The sequence below is a fragment of the Neorhizobium sp. 2083 genome (genome assembly GCF_031455615.1).
Taxonomy (GTDB): domain Bacteria; phylum Pseudomonadota; class Alphaproteobacteria; order Rhizobiales; family Rhizobiaceae; genus Neorhizobium.
This window is the reverse complement of sequence record NZ_JAVDTC010000006.1, coordinates 251,555-273,267: the sequence shown is the minus strand read 5'-3', so window position 1 is coordinate 273,267 and position 21,713 is coordinate 251,555. Positions and strand designations below refer to the sequence as shown.

The following is a 21,713-nucleotide window of genomic DNA, read 5'->3' as shown; positions in this document are numbered from 1 at the left end:
ATCAGTACACGCGCGCTTTCGGCTCGATCTTGTACGGATCGATGCCTTCGGCAATGAGCTCGGTATGGACCGGGCGGTAGTCGAGCTTGACGTCGCCCGTTTCGTTGACCCAGGCGAGCGTATGCTTGCGCCAGTTCTCGTCGTCGCGGCCGGCGAACGGGCCGGACGTGTAGTCCTCGCGGGCGTGGGACCCGCGGCTTTCCTTGCGTGCTTCCGCGCCGTAGACCGTGGTGATCGCGTTCGCCATCAGGTTTTCGAGCTCGAGCGTCTCGACGAGGTCGGAATTCCAGATCATCGAACGGTCGGTGACCTTGACGTCCTTCATCTCGCCCCAGATCGCCGACATCCGCTTGCAGCCCGATTCCAGCGATTCCTGGGTACGGAACACGGCGGCGTCGTCCTGCATGGTACGCTGCATCTTGTCGCGCAGAACCGCGGTCGGCGTGCCGCCATTGGCGTTACGCAGACGGTCGAAACGATCCATGATCTTGTCGCAAGCCGCGATGTTGAGGGCGGGGATCGGGCCGGCGCGGTCGATGACCTGGCCGGCGCGGATGGCGGCGGCGCGGCCGAAGACCACGAGGTCGATCAGCGAGTTGGAGCCGAGGCGGTTGGCGCCGTGAACCGAGGCGCAACCCGCTTCGCCGACGGCCATCAGGCCCGGCAGGATGCGTTCCGGATTGTTGCTGTCGGCATTGAGCACTTCACCCCAGAAATTGGTCGGGATGCCGCCCATGTTGTAATGCACGGTCGGCAGGACCGGGATCGGCTCGCGGGTCACGTCGACGCCTGCAAAGATCTTGGCGCTCTCGGAAATGCCCGGCAGGCGTTCGTGCAGGACGGCCGGATCAAGATGGTCGAGATGCAGGAAGATGTGGTCCTTGTTCTTGCCGACGCCGCGGCCTTCACGGATTTCCAGCGTCATGCAGCGGGAAACCACGTCGCGCGAGGCAAGGTCCTTGGCCGAAGGTGCGTAGCGTTCCATGAAGCGTTCGCCCTCGGAATTGACGAGGTAACCGCCTTCGCCGCGCGCGCCTTCGGTGATCAGACAGCCCGAACCGTAGATGCCGGTCGGGTGGAACTGCACGAATTCCATGTCCTGCAGAGGCAGGCCGGCGCGGGCCACCATGCCGCCGCCGTCGCCGGTGCAGGTATGGGCCGAGGTCGCCGAGAAATAGGCGCGGCCGTAACCGCCGGTCGCCAGCACCACCATCTTGGCGGCGAAACGATGGATCGTGCCGTCATCGAGGTTCCAGGCAACGACGCCGGTGCAGCGGCCGTCTTCCGACATGATCAGGTCGAGCGCGAAATATTCGATGAAGAATTCCGCGTTGTTCTTCAGCGACTGGCCGTAGAGCGTGTGCAGGATGGCGTGGCCGGTGCGGTCTGCCGCAGCGCAGGTGCGCTGCACCGGCGGGCCGGCGCCAAAGTTCTGCATGTGGCCGCCGAACGGCCGCTGGTAGATCTTGCCTTCCTCGTTACGCGAGAAGGGCACGCCGTAATGTTCGAGTTCGTAGACCGCCTTCGGCGCTTCCATGACCATGTACTGCATGGCATCGACATCGCCGAGCCAGTCGGAACCCTTGACGGTGTCGTAGAGATGCCACTGCCACGAGTCCGGCGTCATGTTCTGCAGCGAGGCGGCAATCCCCCCTTGCGCTGCGACAGTGTGCGAGCGGGTCGGGAAAACCTTGGTGATGCAGGCGGTCTTGAAACCCTGCTCGGCCATGCCGAGCGTGGCGCGCAGGCCGGCGCCGCCGGCGCCGACGACGATCACGTCATAGGAATGGTCGACATAGGTATAGGCTTTGCCGTTCTGGGCGGCCCCGTTCGGAGCAATGGGTGTGACTGATGCCATGACGGGTTATCCTGCGAATGCGATTTTCAGAACGGCGAACAGACAGAGCCCGGCGATCAAAATCGAGAAGAAGGTGTTGAGCATGATCAGCGCGACCTTGCCGAATTCGCCATGGACATAGTCCTCGATGATCACCTGCATGCCGAGCTTCATGTGAATGACGCCGGAGATGACGATGAGGCCCATGACGACGGCGACGAACGGGTTCGACAGCGCGGCGATCACCTCCGGATAGGGCTTTCCGGCGTAGATGATCATGAAGATGACGAAGAAGATCATCAGCGGCACGTTGGCGACGGCCGTCAGGCGCTGGCGCCAGAAGTGATCGGTGCCGTCCTTGGCGGAGCCCAGTCCGCGGACCTTTCCGAGCGGGGTACGCATATCCATGGATGAGAACCTTACCGAACGAGGAAGCCGATCACCCAGACCAGCACGGTCAGACAGAGTGATGCGATGATATTGGCGATGGCGAGCTTGGTGGAGAATTCCTTCTCGAAACCGTGGCCGAGGTCCCACATGAAGTGGCGGAAGCCGCCGAGCATGTGGTGGATCAGCGCCCAGGTATAGCCGAGCAGCACAAGCTTGCCGAGAATGCTGCCGAGCGCCCAGTTGGCCCAGTCGTAATAGGCCGGGCCGCTGGCGGCGGCGATCAGCCACCACGCCACCAGGATGGTGCCGAAGTAGAGCGCGCCGCCGGTGATGCGGTGCACAATCGACATGGCCATGGTGGGGATTAGCTTGTAGACTTGAAGATGCGGCGACAGGGGCCGGTTATTTGTCACATTCGCCATCAGAACCTCGCGGCGTCGTATGCGGTATCAAGGGCGGGCGCCCAACAATGCACGTATGCCGAAGAAATGTGCATTGCATCATTGGCGTGGTTTAATCGCACGGATGTCTGACGACAAGAACAATTCAAACCGATTTCCAATTTAATCGATTGTGTCTTTCTCGTGGCTGACGCGGCTCAAACCTGCGGGCGACGTTAACCAAGATTTGCAAAGAAATCGTTGCCGTGGCGAACGGACAACCCATTTCGTGTTAGTAAATGGTTAACCATACCTGCCGGAGTTCGCCATGATCGCGAATCACATGAAGCCTGTTTTCCTCGCCGCAGCTCTGTTTGCGACGGTTGCCTCGGCCGCCGATGCCCGCGATCGCTGGTCCGACACGGCCGGCAGCATCTATCGCATCGAAACCAACCGCGACGATCCCGCACCGGAAGGCGAGTTCTATCGTATCGTCTATACCGGGTCGGCCTCGTTCGTGCGCAGGCTCGGCATCTTCAGCGGCGCGCTGCAGGCTCCCCCACCGCGCGACTTCGGCATCTATATCACGCGCGGCTACTGGCCGGGAGACGCCGAAGGCGGCGCAACGCTGGCGCCGAAAGCCAAGATCATCGATGTCGACGGCGGCCTGCGCGGACACGCCTTTGCCGCCGACGGCGCCTGCTCCTTCGAATCCGGCGTCTGCGTCATCCGTGGCGGGAATTGAGGGCTTAAGGCGTTTACAGGCCTCAGGCGGCTGAAGCATAGGCACCTGCGCCAGCCGGCCCCCTCTGCCCTGCCGGGCATCTCCCCCTCGGGTGGGGAGATTACAAGCGGCATGACCGTCGCTTCCAAGCAAAAGTCGTGCATCTCAGTCGGAAGGCTCTCAGGATGAGACGGGGGATGCAGGGCTGTGAGCCCGCGCCCAGCCGATCTCCCCACCTGAGGGGGAGATGCCCGGCAGGGCAGAGGAGGCCGGGCTTGGGCACGTCCTATAAACTTGGGCACATCCTATAAAATAAAACGCACCTCTACCCAAACCGCCAGACCGTCGTCTTCTTCACCTCGCTGTCCTCCAGCGCCCGGGTCACGGGCACCTGATGGACGGCAAGCTGCTTGAGCCGGTCCTTCGGCAGATAACTGCGGCCGGGATCGCCGACCAGAACCAGCTTCCCCTCGCCCGCCAGCCGGGCGAACCACGGAATGAGTGCGGCCGCAAATTCCCGATCGTAGAAGACGTCGCCGGCCAGAACGACATCCGCCTCCACCGCCCGGCCGATCAGATCCTCGGCGGTAAACCGAACCGTCACCCCGTTCTCCGCCGCATTCAGCGCCACCGCGCTCTGCGTCCACGGATCGATATCCGCCGCCAGCACGTCGGCGGCGCCGGCGAGCTTTGCGGCAATCGCCACCAGCCCCGAGCCGCTCGCGAAATCCAGCACCCGCCTGCCGGCAACCACATCGGGATTATCGAGGATATAACGGGCGAGCCCTTGGCCCCCCGCCCAGGCAAAGGCCCAGAAGGGCGGCGGCAGGCCGATTTCCTCCAGGTCCTCCTCCGTCTTCTGCCAGAGGTCATGCGCTTCGCTCGCCAGATGCAGCCGGATTTCCGGCACATGCGGCGGCCGCATGATCTCGGTATTCTGAAGGATGAAGGTCCGCGGATCGGTCTTCAAGAGCGCGTCAGGCCGGCGATTTCGGCGGATTGTCGAGACCGCCAAGCCTGCAGATCTCGAAATATTCCTCATCCGTCACCGGCTGAACCGAAAGCCGCATCGAGGTCACAAGCGACATCTTCTCGAACTTGGGGTTCGCCTTGATGTCCTTCAGCGTCACCGGCTTCGGCATGTCGGTCACGGCGCGGATATCGACGCAATCCCACTTCGGGTCGCCTTGTGCCGTCGAATCGGGATGCGACAGTGCGCAGACCTCGACGATGCCGACGATCTCCAGCCCGTCATTGGAGTGGTAGAAGAAGCCCTTGTCGCCGATCTTCATGGCCCGCATGTTGTTGCGCGCCAGGTAGTTGCGAACGCCGGTCCATTCGGTGCCCTTGTCGCCCGCCGCCTTCTGCTGTTCCCAGGACCAGGACGACGGTTCGGATTTGTAAAGCCAGTACGCCATCTGTCGCCTCACTCCGGCTTGTTGAAGACCCAGTTCCAGGCTTTCACTTCGACCTTCTCGAACAGGCCGGCCATGTAATAGGGATCAGCCTCGGCGATCGTGCGGGCGGCGGCCATGTCGGCGGCCTCGACGACCACGAGGCTGCCGTTCGGCTTGCCGTCATCGTCGAGGAACGGGCCGGCGAACTTCAGCGTGCCCTCGGCATTCAGCTTGTTCAGATATTCCACATGGGTCGGACGGGTTTCCATCCGGACGTTCAGATGGCCGGGCTTGTCGGTGCACAGAAACGCAAACAGCATCAGTCTCTCCTTGGATGCCCCATATGGGAAATGATCTTATTCGGTGGTGATCGGCCGGGTCATCAACTGTTCCATGGCCATCATGATATCGAGCCTGCCGTCGATGATATCGGCCACCGCGTTGGTGACCGGCAGTTCGACCGAGAATTTTTCGCCAAGCCCCGCCGCGACGGATGCCGCGAAAGCGCCCTCGACAAGCTGCCCGCCGGCTTGATTACCCTCGCCCCTGCCGAGCGCGATGCCAAAACGCAGGTTTCGCGATTGATGGCTGGTGCCGGTCAGCACCAGATCGCCGAGGCCCGACAGGCCCCGCACGGTATCCGCCTTGCCGCCCATCGCCTCGATCAGCCGTGACATTTCGGCCAAGCCGCGCGAGATCAGCGCCGCACGGGCCGATTCGCCAAGCCCCGCGCCTTCGATAATGCCGCAGGCGATCGCCAGCACGTTCTTCAGCGCCCCGCCGAGCTGCACGCCGATCCGGTCGGTCGAGGCGTAAAGCCGGAACGTGCGGCTGGAGAGCGCGTTGGCGAGCCGCTCCGCCAGAACCTGATCGGCAGCCGCAATCGCCATCGCCGTCGGCAGGCCGCGGGCGATATCCGCCGCAAAACCCGGCCCCGAGAGGACGGCAACGGCATGGTGCGGCAACTCCGCCTCCAGAACATCGGTCAGCAGCCGGCCGGACGATTTGTCGATGCCCTTGGCGCAGGTGACGACGACGGCGCCTTCTGCGAGATAAGGTCCGTAATGCCGCGCCGCATCCGCCTGCGCCTGCGAAGGCATGGCGAAAAGCACGAGATCCGCCTCGCCGATCGCATCCGGCTCGGCGGAAAACTCCAGCGCATCCGGAAGGGGCACGCCCGGAAGGGCTGCATCATGCACCCGGTCGTCGCGCAGGTCGCTCATCAGCGAGGGGTCGCGGCCGATCAGGGTGACCGGATGCCGGCCTTCCAGCGAGATGACAGCGGCAAGCGCCGTTCCGAAGGCACCGGCGCCGATGACGACGATCCGTTCTCCTGGCCGTTCCCGCCCGCTCATGCCTTGGCTCCCCGCTTGCCGGAGCCGAGCAGGGTTTTTGCTTGCCCGTCGAGCGGCCAGCGCGAACGCGGCGCCACATCGAGGCCATCCGCCGGCAGGTCTTCCGCCATCCGCTCGAGCCCCGCCCAGGCGATCATCGCCGCATTGTCGGTGCAGAGCCTGAGCGGCGGCGCGATGAAGCGGAAACCGTTTTCGATGCAGAGCGCCTGCAGCGTGCGGCGGATTTCCTGGTTGGCGGCGACCCCGCCCGCGACCACCAGCGCCTTGTCGACATCGAGATGCGCGAATTCCTGTGTGAACCGCGCCAAGCCTCGGCCGATCCGGTCGCGCAGCGTCCGCGAAATCGCCTTCTGGAACGAGGCGCAGATATCGGCGACGTCCTGGTCGCTCAAGGGTGCGATCTCGGTCGCCGCCTGGCGCACCGCGGTCTTGAGGCCGGAGAAGGAGAAATCGAGCCGCGCTTCGCCCACCAGCGGCCGCGGCAGCGAAAACCGGTCCGGATCGCCCTTCAGCGCCGCCTTTTCGACCGCCGGCCCACCGGGATAAGGCAGGCCGAGCAGCTTTGCCGTCTTGTCGAAGGCCTCGCCCAGCGCGTCGTCGATCGTCGTGCCCCAGCGCTCGTATTCGCCGACGCCGCGCACCAGCACCAGCTGGGTATGGCCGCCGGAGACGAGCAGCATCAGGTAGGGAAAGGCAAGCCCGTCGGTCAGCCGCGCCGTCAACGCATGGCCTTCGAGGTGGTTGATCGCCATCAGCGGCTTGCCGGCGGCGCGCGCGATCGCCTTGGCCGTCATCAGCCCAACGATCAGACCGCCGATCAGGCCCGGCCCCGAAGTCGCCGCCACGGCGTCGATCTCGTCGAGCGAAACGTTGGCGCGCGTCAGCGCCTCCTCGATCAGCCCGTCCAGCGCCTCGACATGCGCGCGCGCGGCAATCTCCGGCACGACGCCGCCATAAGCGCTGTGCTCGTCGAGCTGGGAGAGCACGACATCGGAGAGGATTTCGCCACGGCCGTCCTCGTGGCGCGCCACGACGGAAGCCGCCGTCTCGTCACAGCTGGTTTCGATGCCAAGGATGCGAAGAAAGGTCGCCATACGCCTATCGATAATTGCGATGCCGGATAAACCGGTCTACGAAAGCCTCCGGTAACAATGGAATGACGCGGATGCAAACAAAACCTTTCCGGATCGGCACGCGCGGCAGCCCGCTGGCGCTCGCGCAGGCGTTCGAAACCCGCACGCGGCTGATGGCGGCGCATGGCCTGCCGGAGGACATGTTCGAAGTCGTGGTGCTGTCAACCACCGGCGACCGCATCACCGACCGGTCGCTTTCGGAACTCGGCGGCAAGGGCCTGTTCACCCAGGAGCTGGAGGAAGGGCTGCTCTCCGGCGATCTCGATTTCGCCGTGCATTCCTCCAAGGACATGCCGACCAGGCTGCCCGACGGCCTGCGGCTTTCCGCCTATCTTCCCCGCGAGGATTTTCGCGATGCCTTCATCGGCCGCACCGCCCATACGCTGGCGGCACTTCCCGATGGCGCCATGGTGGGATCCTCCTCGCTGCGCCGCCAGGCGCTGATCCGCCGGATCCGGCCGGATATCCAGGTCATCACCTTCCGCGGCCTCGTCGAAACCCGGCTGCGTAAGCTTTCCGAAGGCCAGGTGGATGCGACGCTGCTTGCCTATGCAGGCCTCAAGCGCCTCGCAAAGGAAGACGTCGTCACCGAACTGCTCGACCCGGAGGATTTTCCGCCCGCGCCGGCACAGGGCGCGATCTGCGTCGAAAGCCGTGTCGGCGATGCCCGTATCGACGCGCTGCTCGACCCGATCAACGATCGCCCGACCTATGACGCCGTTTCCTGCGAACGCGCCTTCCTCGCGGCACTCGACGGCTCCTGTCGCACCCCGATCGGCGGTTATGCGATCTGCGAAGGCGACCACCTGAAATTCTCAGGTCTCATCCTGACGCCGGACGGCCGCAGGGAACATTCGATCGAAACCGAAGGCAAACGGATAAACGCGGAAAAACTCGGCCGCCAGGCCGGCGAAGCCGTCCGCGCCGCCGCCGGCCCCGATTTCTTCGAAGGCTGGTCGTAAAGCGATGCGGGTCGTCGTCACCCGCCCCGAAAACCCGGCCCGGCGCACCGCCGAACGGCTGCAGGACCTCGGCCATGAGCCGGTCCTGCTGCCGTTGACCAGGGCGATCCACCATCCGGACGCTGCCGCGGCGGCGCTCGCCGGTCCACATACCGCGCTCGCCGTCACCAGCGCCGAAGCCGTCCGCGTACTGTCCGCGCTGGGTCAGCGCCTGACGCCGTTTCTCGACCAAACCCTTTACGCAGTTGGAGAAACGACGGCGAACGCGGCCGCGGATGCCGGCTTCCGGGATGTTCGCGCCGGACCCGGCACAGGCGCCGGACTTGCGGAACTCATCGCCGGCTATGCACCCAGGCTTGATGCCCCGCTGCTCTATCTGGCCGGCAAGCCCCGGTCGCCGAAATTCGAAGAGGGACTTCACGGCAAGGGCGTAGCGTTCGCCGTCTCCGAAGTCTACGAAATGGCGCCCATAGCCTACGATGAAACATTCGTCCGTGGCGCGCTGCTCGATCCGCCTGCCGATGCCGTACTTCTCTACTCGCGGGAAACCGCCAGGCTCTTCTGGGGTTTCGCTGCGCCGCACCTGAAAAAGCTCGCATCCATGCGGTTGCTTTGCCTCAGTGACAATGTGGCCGAAATCATTCCGCGGGAATTTCATAGAAATATCAAGATCGCCCGCCACCCTGACGAGGAGGGTATTTTCGCACTCCTTTAGTCGAGGGGTGGCTGCAAAATCCCGCCCGCCCCTTTCTTTCCGATAACCCACCCACTAGTTTCCTGTGAGCGCATGCAAAAAGAGGTCGAGATGGTACCGGAACAACCACCCCGCCGATCGAAGACAGACAAGGAACCGGTCACGATCGACCTAACCGCCGAGCAATCGGACGTGGTCGCCGAGCCTGTCCGCAGCAACGACACCGATGATGCGGTGAGCGCGAACGAGCCCGCCGAAGACGTTTCCGCAAGCGCTGATGAGCCGGCAAATCCTGAGCTCGCCAAAGACCCCGCCCCGGGCCTTTCTAGGGCTGACGAGCCCGTCGATGAACCTGCCTTCGACCGCTCGCCGACCGACGAGCCGCGTTTCGACGACGCTGCGGAAATACCGAAGGAACCGCAACCCGCAACCGTCGCCCCCGAACCGGAGCCCAGCCCCGCTCCGCCCCGGCGCCCGAGCCCTGCTACGTCAACGCTGATCGCCGCCGGCATTTTCGGCGGCCTCGTCGCACTCCTGCTCGCCGGCAGCATGCAATATGCCGGTTATCTTCCCGGCGCCACGCCCGCTCCCGCCGCCTCGAACACGGCCGGTCTCTCCGCCGAACTCGCCGAACTGCGCCAGGAAATCGCGGCACTCAAAAACCGGCCTGCAGCTGCAGCGGCCCCCGATGCTGCGCTCGCCAACCGCGTTACGGCACTCGAATCAGCGCCACGGACGTCGAGCGGCGCCGGCGAACAGGCGCTTGCGGCACTGAAGGCCGATCTCGATCGCCTCCGTGCCACGGTCCAGTCCTCCGCGAGCGCCGATTCCAGCCTCGCCCAGCGCCTCGACCAGGCCGAAGCGAAGCTGAACGACCGCGGCCCGGAACAGCAGGTCGCTCGCGCTGTCGCAGCCGCGGCCCTCAAGGCCGGCATCGATCGCGGCGGCCCGTTCGAGACCGAGCTCCAGACCTTCAAGACCGTCGCCGGCGACGATCCGGCGATCGCCGACCTGCAAAAGTTCGCCTCGGCCGGCGTGCCGGCCCGCGCCGAGCTGCAGCGCGACTTCCCCCGCGTCGCAGATGCGATGCTGGAAGCGACCGTCCAGCGGGACCCGAACGAGGGCATTGCCGGCCGGCTGCTCTCGTCGGCCATGTCGGTCGTCAAGGTCCGCCGCGTCGGCGATGTCCAGGGCGATACGCCGGATGCGGTCGTCGCCCGCATGGAAGAGGCGCTGCGCAACGGCAATCTCCAGGCCTCCGCCCGTGAATGGGACGCGCTGCCGGAACCGGCAAAGGCCGTTTCGCGGGATTTCAAGCAGAAGCTCGATGCCCGCATTCAGGTGGAAAATCTCGTGGGCGGAACGCTTTCGCGCGCCGTCGCCGGCACCCAAGGCTGAGGACGGAAGAACCGGATGGTCAGACTTTTCATTTTTCTCGTTGTGGTGCTGGCTCTCGGCTGGGGTTTCTCCTGGCTTGCGGATCGCCCCGGCCTGATTTCCATCACCTGGCAGGACCACCTGATCGAAACCAGCCTGATGGTGGCCGCCACCGCCGTGGTCGCGCTGATCGGTCTGGCGATGATCCTCTGGTGGATCGTCGGGGTGATCTGGACATCGCCCTATTCCGTCCGCCGCTATTTTCGCGCCCGCAAGCGTGACCGTGGTTATCAGGCGCTCTCGACCGGCCTGATCGCTGCCGGCGCCGGTAATGCGCTGCTTGCCCGCAAGATGAGTCTGCGCACCCGCGGCCTGATCAGCGCCGACCAGGAGCCGCTGATCCATCTCCTCGAAGCCCAGGCCGCGCTGATCGAAGGCAAGCACGACGAAGCGCGCAAGAAGTTCGAGCAGATGGCCGAGGATCCGGAAACCCGCGAACTCGGCCTGCGCGGCCTCTACATGGAAGCCCGCCGGCTCGGCGCCAACGAGGCCGCCCGCCAATATGCCGAAAAGGCCGTCGAACATGCGCCCTACCTGCCCTGGGCCGCCCAGGCGACGCTCGAATCCCGCAGCCAGGCCGGCCGCTGGGACGATGCGATCCGCCTGCTCGACCAGCAGCGCATGGCAAACATCCTCGAAAAGCCGCAGGCCGAGCGCTGGAAGGCGGTGCTTTTGACCGCCAAGGCCAACGACCGGCTGGAGGGCGATCCGAAAGGTGCGCGCGACGACGCCATGGCGGCGCTCAAGCTCGCCAAGGATCTGGTGCCCGCCGCCGTCATCGCCGCCAAGGCCTGGCTGCGCGAGGACAACATCCGCAAGGCCGCCTCCACCCTCGAAGGCGTCTGGAAGCTCGGTCCGCATCCGGAAATCGCCCGCGCCTATATCCGCGCCCGCAGCGGCGACAGTACGATCGACCGGCTGAAACGCGCCGAAAAGCTGGAGGCGATGCGCCCCAACAATGTCGAGTCGCTGCTCGCAGTCGCCCAGGCGGCGCTCGACGCGCAGGAATTCAAGAAAGCCCGCGCAAAGGCCGAGGCCGCCGCTCGCATGGAGCCCCGCGAAGCCGTCTACCTGCTGCTTGCCGATATCGAGGAGGCCGAGACCGGCGACCAGGGCCGCGTTCGCCACTGGATGGCGCAGGCGCTGCGCGCACCGCGCGATCCTGCCTGGGTGGCCGATGGTTTCGTCTCGGAAAAGTGGCTGCCGCTTTCCCCCGTCACCGGCCGGATCGACGCTTTCGAATGGAAGGCGCCGTTCGACCAGCTCGAAGGTCCGGTCGAGGAAGGTTCGCTGGCGGCCGACACGGCGATCGCCAGCTTGCCGCCCGTCAGCGAAGCGCCGTCGGCCAGCAAGGTGTCTCCCGCGCCAAAGGTCGCCCCGGTGGGAGAAGCGAAGGCCGAAGAAGCTCCGAAGCCGATTCTCGTCCCGATCAAGCCCGCCCCGCAGGAGGCCAAGCCCGCTCCCCAGGAGATCAAGCCGCCCCACAGGGAATTGGCTGTTGCAGCAAAAACACCAGCCTCCGCGAATGTGACGCCGAAAACCGGAAAAACCCCTGAAAATGGGGAGGAGCCCGTTCCCTTTTTCGGCCGTCCGCCGGATGATCCGGGTGTGAAAGATCCCGAGGCCGGGCAGCCCGCAACGAGGCTCCGGCTCTTTTGAGAATGGCGAGGGCCTGGAGATAGATGTTAGACCGCATTCAGGCCTTCCTCCACACTCTGACCGGATCCCATCATGCGCACGAATTCGCCCCCGACGATCCGCGGGTAGCCTTCGTCGCGCTCTGTTTCCAGGTCATGGAGGCGGACGGCAACATCTCCGACCAGGAACAGCAGAAATTTCGCGACCTGCTGCGCGAGCGCTACGACCTCAGCGAGGACCGGTTGAAGGCACTGATCGAGGTCGGCCATCAGGCCGGCAGCGAGGCGGTCGATTATTATCGCTTCACGTCCGACCTTAGAAAACATCTCGTCGACGAGGAAGACCGCGTCGAGCTTCTCGGCATCCTCTGGGATATCGTTTATGCGGACGGGCAGCGGAGCGAGATCGAGGATCATGTGATCTGGAGGATCGCCGACCTGCTTGGCGTCTCCGCGCGCGACCGGGTTCTGGAGCGCCAGCAGGCCGCCGCACGCGCAACCGCACAGGATGACGACGGAGACTGACGGCACGCCTGCCGCCGATGCCTCCCTTGTACCCCACCACTTCCGATATCGCGGATGCGTCGCCGCTCGGCGAAAAGGCCGGATGATACGCTTTCCGTTACCGCTCCGGCGCTTCGAGACTGTCGATCCGGCGCAGCTTCGGGAAACCGACGGACCAGGCGATCGCAACGGCCAGCGTGCCGATACCGCCGATCACCACGGCCGGCACGGCGCCGAAGATCGAGGCCATCGTACCGGCGCGGAATTCCCCAAGCTCGTTGGACGCACCGACGAACACCATGTTGACCGCGTTGACCCGGCCGCGCACCTCGTCCGGCGTCCACAGCGCGATCAGCGTTTCGCGCACATAGACCGAGATCATGTCCGACGCGCCCATCAGCATCAGCGCCGAAATCGACAGCCAGGGCGTCGCCGACAGGCCGAAGATCAGCGTGCCGATGCCGAACAGGCCGACGCCGATGAACATCGCCACGCCGGCATGGTGGCGGATCGGATAGAAGGCGAGGTAAATCGCGACGATGATGGCGCCGACGCCCGGCGCGGCACGCAGCATGCCGAGCCCCCAGGGCCCGAGTTCGAGAATATCGCGTGCAAAGATCGGCATCAGCGCCACGGCGCCGCCGAGAAGCACGGCGAACAGATCGAGCGAGATCGCCCCGAGCACGATCTTTTCACCGGAGATGAACCTGAAGCCGGCAAGGATCTGCTCCCAGCTCACCTTGTCCACCGCATTGCGCTGCGCGGGCTTCGGGATCATGAAGACCAGAACCGCGGCGAGGATGAGAAAGGCGAAGGCGACCGAATAGGCGGCAACCGCGCTGACGCCGTAAAGCAGGCCGCCGGCCACCGGACCGAGGATCGCCGCCGTCTGCCAGGAGGAGGAATTCCAGGCGACCGCATTCGGCAGATCCTGCTCCGGCACCAGGTTCGGGCCGAGCGACTGGACTGCCGGCCCCATGAAGGCGCGCTCGATGCCGAACACGATCAGGATGCCGAACACCGGCCAGGGCGAAAAGGAGTGGGTGATGGTGAGCACCAGCAGCGCGCCGGCGCAGAGCGCCCCGACCACCATGCAGATCGCCATGATCGCACGCCGGTTATAACGGTCGGCGACGGAGCCGGTGACGAGGATCAGGACCAGCGACGGGAGGAACTGGAAGAGCCCGATCAGGCCGAGATAGAGCGGATTGCTGGTCACGTCATACATCTGCCAGCCGACGGCAACGCTGACGATCTGGATCGCGAAAGCCGAGAAAAGCCGGGAGAAGAAGAAGCGGGTATAGGACGAGTGCCGGAAGGCGGCGAAACGATCGCCCGAGACGGGAAGAGACATGATGCAGCACTTTCAGCGGGGCCCGGAGACCGGCAGGACGCCTGCCGCCCGTTAAACATGATTCGGTAGAGGCGCGGGTGCGGCACTTGCCCGTTAGTTCGCCAATGTCTACATGTCTGTCAACAAAGAAATGGAGACGTTAATGCTCGCCCTGTTTCAGACCATCGATTTGGCCTTGAACCTCTATACCTGGGTGCTGATCGCCAGCGCCATCTTCTCGTGGCTCTATGCCTTCAACGTCATCAATTCGCGAAACCAGTTCGTCGATGCGGTGGGACGTTTCCTGTTCAACGTCACCGACCCGGTTCTGCGCCCGATCCGCCGCATCATGCCGGATCTCGGCGGCATCGACATCTCGCCGGTCATCCTGCTCCTGATCATCTTCTTCATCCGCTCGCTGATGTGGACGTCGATCTATCCGCTGTTTGCGTGAGCGGTCCCTGCAGCAAGCATTCCGATCATCTGCGGCTCGCAATCCGGCTCACGCCGAATTCGGGCCGCAATGCTGTCGACGGCATCGAGACCGCCGCCGATGGCGAGGTTTTCCTCAAGGCGCGTGTCACCGCGGTGCCCGAGGACGGCAAGGCCAACAAGGCGCTGATCCTGCTGCTGGCCGAGACGTTCCGCCTCCCCAAATCCTCCATTTCGATCCTCTCTGGCGAAACCGCGCGCAAAAAAATCCTCCGGATCGATGGCGACCCGGAGGATCTGGAGAAAAAGCTCGAAAAGGTTCTGAAAGCCTGACGGCTTATTTCTGGGCCTTGTAGCGCTCGATCGCCTCGACGATCAGCTTCTTGGCGACGTCGACATCCTGCCAGCCGCCGATCTTCACCCACTTACCGGGCTCCAGATCCTTGTAGTGCTCGAAGAAATGCTCGATCTGCTTCAGCGTGATCTCGGGCATGTCGGTATAGTTCTTGATCTTGTCATAGCGCTGGGTCAGCTTCGGAACCGGCACGGCGATGATCTTCTCGTCCTTGCCGCCATCGTCTTCCATGATCATCACGCCGATCGGGCGCACGTTGATGACGCAGCCCGGAACCAGCGGGCGGGTATTGCAGATCAGCACGTCGATCGGGTCGCCGTCTTCCGACAGCGTGTGCGGGACGAAGCCGTAATTGCCCGGATAGGTCATCGGCGTGTAGAGGAAACGGTCGACGACGAGAGCGCCGGCTTCCTTGTCCATTTCGTACTTGATCGGATGGCCGCCGACCGGCACTTCAACGATGACGTTGACGTCTTCAGGCGGATTCTTGCCAACGGAAATTGCATCGATACGCATTCTGGTCCCCGATGAGGTTCGACAAAGTTATGCGTCGATAGCGGGAATCATGCTGCAAGGCAACAAGGCTTTGCGCCATTGTTAAACTGCCGCACGCGTTGCAACATTAGAAAATATTCAAATTCCAGAGTAATTTCGATCCGGCGGATCAGGGCCAGACGAAGCCGATCTTGCGGAGCTGGGTACCCCCGAAATCTTCCATGCCTTCGGCGAGATCCACGCCTCCATGCCGCCGGAAGAAACGCGCCGCATGCTCGCTGTCTTCCAGGCACCAGACGACCAGGCCTTCGCAGCCGAGCGACTTCAGGAGCCGGCGGCCTTCGCCGAACAGGCGGCGGCCAAGCCCGATGCCCTGGAATTCCGGCCGCAGATAGATCTCGTAGACTTCGCCGTCATAAGGCAATGCACGCGCCCGGTTGAGGCCGATCGTGGCATAACCGGCGACCTGGTCGGCGACATCGAGAACCAGAAGCGTGGCCGGACCGCGCGTCGCCTTGCGCCACCAGGCCTCGCCACGCCGCTCCAGCATCTGGGTCAGCGGCTTGTGGGGAATGAGCCCTGCATAGGCCTGTGTCCACGCCTGGCGATGCGCCTCGGAAATGGCGCGGGCGTCTTGCGGTTCAGCCCGCCGGACATCGATCGACAACGTTTTCATAACGCTTACTCTAGGCCCCGAAGCAGGCAATCCGCCATTCCGCCATTATGCGTAGCAGGGATTGCCCACAGACTTCTCATGTGGACGACGAGGCAACGTTAACGTGTTTTTAACCATTGCCACAAGGCCGGGCGGGCCACAGGCACAAAAAAACCCCAGTATTTCTACTGGGGTTTTGAAGGGTCCAATGAAAGCTATCGAAATCAGGCGATCTTCGACTTTTCGTAGCGCTTGCGGTCGTTCGGGTCGAGATACATCTTGCGCAGACGGATCGACTTCGGCGTCACTTCCATCAGTTCGTCTTCCTGGATCCAGGAGAGCGCGCGGTCGAGCGTCATGCGGATCGGCGGGGTGAGCTTCACGGCTTCATCCTTGCCGGCGGCGCGGATGTTGGTGAGCTGCTTGCCCTTCAGCACGTTGACTTCGAGGTCGTTGTCTCTGGAGTGGATGCCGATGATCATGCCCTGATAGACCTTTTCGCCCGGCTCGATGATCATCGGGCCGCGGTCTTCCAGGTTGAACATCGCATAGGCGACGGCTTCGCCGGCGCCGTTGGCGAGCAGCACGCCGTTGACGCGGCCGCCGATCGGGCCCTTGTAGGGCTGGTAGTCGTGGAACAGGCGGTTCATGATCGCCGTGCCGCGCGTGTCGGTCAGCAGTTCCGACTGGTAGCCGATCAGGCCGCGGGTCGGAGCGTAGAAGCGCAGTCGAAGGCGGTTGCCACCCGACGGACGCAGCTCGACCATCTCGGCCTTGCGCTCCGACATCTTCTGCACAACGACGCCGGAATGTTCCTCATCGACGTCGACGACGACTTCCTCGATCGGCTCGAGCAGGTTGCCGGCCTCATCCTTGTGCATGACGACGCGCGGACGCGAGACGGCAAGCTCGAAACCTTCGCGGCGCATGGTTTCGATGAGAACCGCCAGCTGCAATTCGCCGCGGCCGGAAACGTAGAACGAATCCTTGCCTTCGGCCTCTTCGATCTTCAGCGCGACATTGCCTTCGGCTTCCTTGAACAGGCGGTCACGGATGACGCGGCTGGTGACCTTGTCACCTTCGGTACCGGCGAGCGGGCTATCGTTGACGATGAAGGACATGGTGACGGTCGGCGGGTCGATCGGCTGGGCATGCAGCGCCTCGGTGACCGACGGATCGCAGAACGTGTCGGCCACGGTGCCCTTGGAGAGGCCGGCGATGGCGACGATGTCGCCCGCATGCGCTTCGTCGATCGGGGTGCGCTCGATGCCGCGGAAGGCGAGGATCTTCGAGATACGGCCGTTTTCGATCAGCTTGCCGTCCTGGCCGAGCACCTTGACCGACTGGTTCGGCTTGATCGAACCGGAATGGATGCGGCCGGTGATGATACGGCCGAGGAAGGGGTTGGCTTCGAGGATCGTGCCGATCATGCGGAAGGCGCCGTCTTCTTCGCCGACGCTCGGCTCTGGAACGTGCTTCAGGACGAGATCGAGCAGCGGCGCGAGGCCTTCTTCCTTCGGACCTTCCGGATTGTAGTTCATCCAGCCGTCGCGGCCGGAACCGTAGAGGATCGGGAAATCGAGCTGTTCGTCGGTAGCGTCGAGATTGGCGAACAGGTCGAAGACTTCGTTGATGACTTCCTCGTGGCGGCCGTCCGGGCGGTCGATCTTGTTGATCGCGACGATCGGGCGAAGGCCGACCTTCAGCGCTTTGCCAACCACGAACTTGGTCTGCGGCATCGGGCCTTCAGACGAGTCGACGAGAACGATCGCGCCGTCCACCATCGAAAGGATGCGCTCGACTTCGCCGCCGAAGTCGGCGTGGCCGGGGGTATCGACGATGTTGACGCGCACGCCCTTCCACTCGATCGAGGTCGCCTTGGCAAGGATGGTGATGCCGCGTTCCTTTTCGAGATCGTTGCTGTCCATCATGCGCTCGACGGTGCGCTGGTTGTCGCGGAACGAGCCCGACTGCTTCAGAAGTTCGTCGACAAGCGTGGTCTTCCCATGGTCGACGTGTGCGATAATCGCGATATTTCGCATTTTCATGTTTTGAATCTCTGAGCTTTGGCGCGGCGACGGGAGGCGGCACCCAATTCGTTTTGCGGCCTCATACCCTGTTTTTCGCAATTGCGAAAGGGGTGAGCGCGATGATGGTTGACGGCTATTCCGCCACCAGCCCGCTTCGCCTCAACAGGGTCAGCAGGAGCAGCGGCAGAAGGGTGGTGATCACGATGGCGATGAAGGCCATGGCCATGCCGAGACCGATCGAGCCCTGTTCGAACTGCCGCCAGATGAAGGTCGCGATCGTCTGCATGCCGACAGGCGCCACGACGACCGAGGCGACAAGCTCGCGCGAGGCGAGCGCGAAGACGAGCAGCATGGCCGAGGCAAGGCTCGGAAACACCAGTGGCAGCAGGATGCGCCGGAAGGCGATGATGCCGCTGGCGCCGAAGACGCGCGCCGCCGCCTCCAGATTGTCGCCGATCTGCTGGAAGGCCGCCGTCGTATAACGCACCGGCTGCGGCAGCAGAATGCAGCAATAGGCGAGCAGCAGGATGAACCCGGTATTGTAGGGCGTCGCCGGCAGCCAGGGCATGTTCCAGGCGAGGATCAGCCCGACGGCGACGACGATGCCCGGCAGCGCATTCGGCAGGATGGTCATCACGTCGATGGTCATGCGCCCGCGCATCCGCGTCTTGACCACCGTATAGGCCGCCGTCACGCCGATCAGGCCGGTGATCAAAGCCGTGGCGATACCGAGCGAAAAACTGTTGACCAGCGCCCCGACGGCGCCGGCGCTGTTGCCGAACACCAGGATGAAATTGTTGAGGCTGAGATTGCCGAAGGAGAGCCCGCCGGAAATCGTCCGCGACAGGGCGGTCGCGAGGATCGAGAGCAGCGGCACCCCGGTCGCCAGGAAGGCGACGACCGCAAAGGCGATCATGACCGGCACCTTCAGGGCACCGAGCGGGCGTTTGTCCTTGGCGGTCGGCTTGCCGCCCACCGTCTGGTAGGAACGCCGCGACAGGATCCAGCGCTGGGCCAGGAAGGTGACGAGCGACATGGCGACCAGCAGCAGCGACAGGATCGCGGCTCCCGGAAGATCGATCGGCCAGTCGGTGATGCGAAGGTCGATGCCCGTCACCAGCACCTGGAACCCGGCGCGGCGGCCGAGCGCCGCCGGCGTGCCGTATTCCTCGATCGCGGCGGCAAAGACCAGCATCAGGCTGGCGGCAAGGCCGGGAGCCGACAACGGCAGCGTGATCCGCCAGAAGGCCCGCGCCGGCGTCGCTCCGAACACGCGTCCGACATCCGCATAGCGCGAACCGACGGCTTCCACCGTGCGCGACACCGCGAAATAGACGACCGGGAAGGTGTTGAAGGCCATGACCAGCGTCATGCCGAACAGCGAGAACAGGAAGGGCGCCAGGTTGAAGCCGACCAGCTGCTGCAGGTAACCGCGCGGCTGCAAGGTCATGATCCAGCCGAGCGTCGCGATATAGGGCGGGATCATGAAGGGAACGAGCAGGACCACATCCCAGAACGGCGCGTAGGGAATGCGGTAAAGCGCCCGGAAGACGCCGAGCGGCACGGCGACCACAGCCGAGGCAAGCACCACGCAGCCGCCGAGCAAAAGCGTATTGCCGGCCATGCCGATCAGCGCGCTATCGGCAAGTGTTGCGAAAAGCGAGGAGAAAGGGCCCGAAAACGAGCCCTGTCCGAGATTGGGGAAGATGCCCTGCAGCACCACGGCGATGAAGGGAACGGCAACGACGAGGACCAGACCCGCTATCGCGAGCCAGGCGGCCGGAGCCGCCCCAGTGACGCCGTTCGCCTTCATGAGCCGTTCCTTACTTGCCGCCGTAGATCTTGGTGATCTCGGCCAGCGTTTCCTTGCGCTTGCCGTAGACGGCGGCGATATCGTACTTCAGCAGCTTCAGGTCGCTGATCAGCGGACGGTTTGCCGGGATGTCGGTGCGGGCCGGCATCAGCATTTCGTCGGCGACGGCCTTCTGGCCTTCGTCGGAGAGCATGTAGTCGATGAACTTCTTGGCGTCGTCCTGGTTCTTGGACCAGTTGAGGATCATCGCCGGGCGCGGCGCGATGACCGTGCCGGAAGCCGGGAAGATCACGTCGATCGATTCACCCTTGGCCTTGGCGGCGAGCGTGATGTAATCGACGGCGCCGAACACGGCAGCCTTGGCGCCCTGCAGGACGGGGTTCAGAGCGTCTGCATTGGCGCCGGCAATGATCGCGCCATTGGCCTTGAGATCATTGAACAGCTTGAAACTGTCCTGGCCGGCGAGAGCGGCGGTCAGCTCGAAGGACGAGCCGGACTGCGCCGGATCCGGGATGTTGACGAGGTCCTTGTATTCCTTTTTCGTCAGGTCGGCCCATTCGGTCGGCTTCGGCGTGCCGCTCTTGGTGTTCCAGGCGATGCCGAGCGCCGAGATGCCCTGCGCGACGGCGCTGTCGGTCTTCAGGAAATCGGGAACCTTGGCGGCGTTCGGGCTCGAATACTTGACGAGCCAGCCGCGCTTGGCGAAATCGGTCGCGGTATCCCAGGAAGCCGAGACGAGAACGTCGACGACCGGGTTCGCAGCTTCCGCTTCGATACGGGCCATGACCTTGCCGGTCGTTGCCTGGAAGACATTGACCTTGATGCCGGTCTGCTTGGTGAAGCCGGCCGAGAGCTTGTCGATCAGGCTCTGGGGACCGGCGGTATAGACGGTGACGTCGGCATGGGCAACGCCGGCCATAAGTGCAGCGGCAACGACGCCGAAAGTGATGCCCTTCAATGATTTAAGCATGTTCCAAACTCTCCTTTTTGGACGAATGAATATCGCCGGCAAACCAGCGGACCTGATGCGTGTCGATCGAAAGGCCGACGGCGTCGCCCGGCCGAAGCTTGACGCGGCTCAGGACCTGCAATTCGATATGGGCAGGGCCGACGAGCGAGACGGTCGCCAGGTGCCCGTCGCCGCGGAACTGCGAGCGCAGCACGGTGGCCGCAAGCCGCCCCGGCCCGACGTCGCCGGCCGAGATCGCCCCGACCGGGATGAGCACGCGGGCGCTGGCACCGGCAGCCCCGGCATCCCGCAGCAGCGCCACGTCGCTGCCCTTGAACACCCAGAGCCCGTCGCGGTAGTCGAGATCGGCAATGCCGCCGAGCCGCAGGAAATCCGCCACTTCCGGCGTCGCCGGCCTCTCGATAAGCTGGTCGGGAGAGGCGAGCTGCTCGATCAGCCCGCCACGCATGACGGCGACATCGTCGGCAAGCGTCAGCGCTTCCGCATGATCGTGGGTGACATAGATGGCGGTCAGGCCGAGCGTGGCGATCAGTTCGGCGAGTTCGCCGACCATGTTTTCGCGCAGTTCCCGGTCGAGGTTGGAGAGCGGCTCGTCGAACAGGATGAGCTGCGGTTCGGCGACGATGGCGCGGGCGATCGCCACGCGCTGCTGCTGGCCGCCGGAAAGATCGCTCGGGCGGCGATCCGCATAGGCGCCGAGGCCCACCCGTTCCAGCGCCCGCATCGACCGGGACTGGCGTTCGGCCTTGCCGAGGCCGCGCATTTCGAGCGGAAAGGAGACATTGCCGCCGACCGTCAGATGCGGCCACAGCGCATAGTCCTGGAATACCATGCCGAGATTGCGCTTTTCGGGCGGCGCGAAAGTGCCGGTCGCGGCATCCGCAACCACCTGGCCGGCAATCGAGATCGAACCTTTGGTCGGCGCCAGCAATCCGGCGACGAGGCGCAGAAGCGTGGTCTTGCCGCAACCGGAAGGACCGAGCAGGGCAAGCGTCTTGCCCTTCGATAGCGAGATATCGATGCCCTTCAGAACCGGCGTCGCGCCGTAATGCAATTCCACCCCGGCCGTCGAGACGGCGGCATGTGTCGCTGGGGGCTGAAAGCTCATGGGGAAACCGGCATCGGTTGGGGGCGATGCCGGTTTCCTATTAAGGTTCCATGACAGTGGTGTTACGGTTTC

General features: G+C 64.1%; 23 protein-coding genes. 8 read left to right on the top strand and 15 right to left on the bottom strand.

Annotated features, from left to right (window positions below; genetic code table 11):
* Position 1: 1 nt before the first annotated feature.
* The 3 genes from sdhA to sdhC are packed head-to-tail and all read right to left on the bottom strand — an operon-like array spanning position 2 to position 2,649.
* Positions 2–1,858: a succinate dehydrogenase flavoprotein subunit gene (sdhA, locus tag J2X76_RS23115; protein ID WP_310219667.1), complete on the bottom strand. Its 1,857-nt coding sequence runs from the start codon at positions 1,856–1,858 to the stop codon at positions 2–4.
* Between the two features lie 6 nt (positions 1,859–1,864).
* The gene (gene sdhD, locus J2X76_RS23110; RefSeq protein WP_113128590.1) at positions 1,865–2,245 is read right to left on the bottom strand and encodes a succinate dehydrogenase, hydrophobic membrane anchor protein; all 381 of its coding nucleotides are present in this window, start codon (positions 2,243–2,245) and stop codon (positions 1,865–1,867) included.
* An 11-nt stretch (positions 2,246–2,256) separates the two neighbouring features.
* A complete protein-coding gene (gene sdhC / locus J2X76_RS23105) occupies positions 2,257–2,649 on the bottom strand; it encodes a succinate dehydrogenase, cytochrome b556 subunit (RefSeq protein WP_113128591.1) in 393 nt (130 codons plus the stop codon).
* Between the two features lie 286 nt (positions 2,650–2,935).
* Here sdhC and J2X76_RS23100 point away from each other — a divergent pair, with 286 nt between their 5' ends.
* Complete coding sequence (locus tag J2X76_RS23100) at positions 2,936–3,352, top strand: hypothetical protein (protein ID WP_310219666.1); 417 nt, start codon at positions 2,936–2,938, stop codon at positions 3,350–3,352.
* Between the two features lie 304 nt (positions 3,353–3,656).
* Here the strand turns inward: J2X76_RS23100 and J2X76_RS23095 are convergent, their stop codons facing one another.
* The 5 genes from J2X76_RS23095 to tsaD are packed head-to-tail and all read right to left on the bottom strand — an operon-like array spanning position 3,657 to position 7,177.
* Positions 3,657–4,301 (bottom strand): methyltransferase, encoded by a 645-nt coding sequence (locus J2X76_RS23095; protein ID WP_113285735.1) that lies wholly within the window; start codon positions 4,299–4,301, stop codon positions 3,657–3,659.
* Between the two features lie 7 nt (positions 4,302–4,308).
* Positions 4,309–4,749, bottom strand: coding sequence for an EVE domain-containing protein (locus J2X76_RS23090; protein ID WP_310219664.1), 441 nt, complete (start codon positions 4,747–4,749; stop codon positions 4,309–4,311).
* Between the two features lie 8 nt (positions 4,750–4,757).
* Positions 4,758–5,048, bottom strand: a complete 291-nt coding sequence (locus tag J2X76_RS23085; protein ID WP_113128595.1) for a YciI-like protein — start codon at positions 5,046–5,048, stop codon at positions 4,758–4,760.
* Positions 5,049–5,084: 36 nt separating this feature from the next.
* Positions 5,085–6,083, bottom strand: coding sequence for an NAD(P)H-dependent glycerol-3-phosphate dehydrogenase (locus J2X76_RS23080; RefSeq protein ID WP_310219662.1), 999 nt, complete (start codon positions 6,081–6,083; stop codon positions 5,085–5,087).
* Entirely contained in the window at positions 6,080–7,177 is a 1,098-nt protein-coding gene (gene tsaD / locus J2X76_RS23075; protein ID WP_310219659.1) for a tRNA (adenosine(37)-N6)-threonylcarbamoyltransferase complex transferase subunit TsaD, read from the bottom strand. The genes J2X76_RS23080 and tsaD overlap by 4 nt, the downstream gene beginning before the upstream one ends.
* 71 nt (positions 7,178–7,248) lie before the next feature.
* On the opposite strand from tsaD, the gene hemC reads away from it, so the two are divergent.
* From hemC to J2X76_RS23050, 5 genes are all read left to right on the top strand, one after another.
* Positions 7,249–8,178, top strand: a complete 930-nt coding sequence (gene hemC / locus J2X76_RS23070) for a hydroxymethylbilane synthase (RefSeq protein ID WP_310219657.1) — start codon at positions 7,249–7,251, stop codon at positions 8,176–8,178.
* Between the two features lie 4 nt (positions 8,179–8,182).
* On the top strand, positions 8,183–8,893 hold the full coding sequence (locus tag J2X76_RS23065; RefSeq protein ID WP_310219656.1) for a uroporphyrinogen-III synthase: 711 nt from the start codon (positions 8,183–8,185) through the stop codon (positions 8,891–8,893).
* Positions 8,894–8,983: 90 nt separating this feature from the next.
* Positions 8,984–10,270 carry a mitofilin family membrane protein gene (locus tag J2X76_RS23060; protein ID WP_310219654.1) on the top strand — a complete coding sequence of 429 codons (1,287 nt, stop codon included), beginning with the start codon at positions 8,984–8,986 and terminating at the stop codon, positions 10,268–10,270.
* A 15-nt stretch (positions 10,271–10,285) separates the two neighbouring features.
* A complete protein-coding gene (locus J2X76_RS23055) occupies positions 10,286–11,968 on the top strand; it encodes a heme biosynthesis protein HemY (protein ID WP_310219652.1) in 1,683 nt (560 codons plus the stop codon).
* 23 nt (positions 11,969–11,991) lie between these two features.
* Positions 11,992–12,471, top strand: a complete 480-nt coding sequence (locus J2X76_RS23050) for a TerB family tellurite resistance protein (RefSeq protein WP_310219650.1) — start codon at positions 11,992–11,994, stop codon at positions 12,469–12,471.
* A gap of 97 nt (positions 12,472–12,568) precedes the next feature.
* Here the strand turns inward: J2X76_RS23050 and J2X76_RS23045 are convergent, their stop codons facing one another.
* The gene (locus J2X76_RS23045) at positions 12,569–13,804 is read right to left on the bottom strand and encodes an MFS transporter (protein WP_162736414.1); all 1,236 of its coding nucleotides are present in this window, start codon (positions 13,802–13,804) and stop codon (positions 12,569–12,571) included.
* Between the two features lie 142 nt (positions 13,805–13,946).
* Here J2X76_RS23045 and J2X76_RS23040 point away from each other — a divergent pair, with 142 nt between their 5' ends.
* Both J2X76_RS23040 and J2X76_RS23035 read left to right on the top strand, forming a co-directional pair.
* A complete protein-coding gene (locus J2X76_RS23040; RefSeq protein WP_113129307.1) occupies positions 13,947–14,237 on the top strand; it encodes a YggT family protein in 291 nt (96 codons plus the stop codon).
* The gene (locus tag J2X76_RS23035; RefSeq protein ID WP_310219646.1) at positions 14,234–14,548 is read left to right on the top strand and encodes a DUF167 domain-containing protein; all 315 of its coding nucleotides are present in this window, start codon (positions 14,234–14,236) and stop codon (positions 14,546–14,548) included. Before J2X76_RS23040 ends, J2X76_RS23035 begins: the two co-directional genes overlap by 4 nt.
* A 4-nt stretch (positions 14,549–14,552) precedes the next feature.
* Here the strand turns inward: J2X76_RS23035 and ppa are convergent, their stop codons facing one another.
* The 6 genes from ppa to J2X76_RS23005 form a co-directional block, all read right to left on the bottom strand.
* Positions 14,553–15,086 carry an inorganic diphosphatase gene (gene ppa, locus J2X76_RS23030; RefSeq protein ID WP_113129309.1) on the bottom strand — a complete coding sequence of 178 codons (534 nt, stop codon included), beginning with the start codon at positions 15,084–15,086 and terminating at the stop codon, positions 14,553–14,555.
* Between the two features lie 148 nt (positions 15,087–15,234).
* Complete coding sequence (locus J2X76_RS23025; RefSeq protein ID WP_113129310.1) at positions 15,235–15,741, bottom strand: GNAT family N-acetyltransferase; 507 nt, start codon at positions 15,739–15,741, stop codon at positions 15,235–15,237.
* Positions 15,742–15,944: 203 nt separating this feature from the next.
* Positions 15,945–17,768 (bottom strand): translational GTPase TypA, encoded by a 1,824-nt coding sequence (typA, locus tag J2X76_RS23020; protein WP_113129311.1) that lies wholly within the window; start codon positions 17,766–17,768, stop codon positions 15,945–15,947.
* A gap of 115 nt (positions 17,769–17,883) precedes the next feature.
* Positions 17,884–19,563, bottom strand: a complete 1,680-nt coding sequence (locus J2X76_RS23015) for an iron ABC transporter permease (RefSeq protein WP_310219642.1) — start codon at positions 19,561–19,563, stop codon at positions 17,884–17,886.
* 10 nt (positions 19,564–19,573) lie between these two features.
* Complete coding sequence (locus J2X76_RS23010; RefSeq protein WP_310219641.1) at positions 19,574–20,533, bottom strand: extracellular solute-binding protein; 960 nt, start codon at positions 20,531–20,533, stop codon at positions 19,574–19,576.
* Positions 20,526–21,641: an ABC transporter ATP-binding protein gene (locus J2X76_RS23005; protein ID WP_310219640.1), complete on the bottom strand. Its 1,116-nt coding sequence runs from the start codon at positions 21,639–21,641 to the stop codon at positions 20,526–20,528. The genes J2X76_RS23010 and J2X76_RS23005 overlap by 8 nt, the downstream gene beginning before the upstream one ends.
* Between the last annotated feature and the right edge of the window lie 72 nt (positions 21,642–21,713).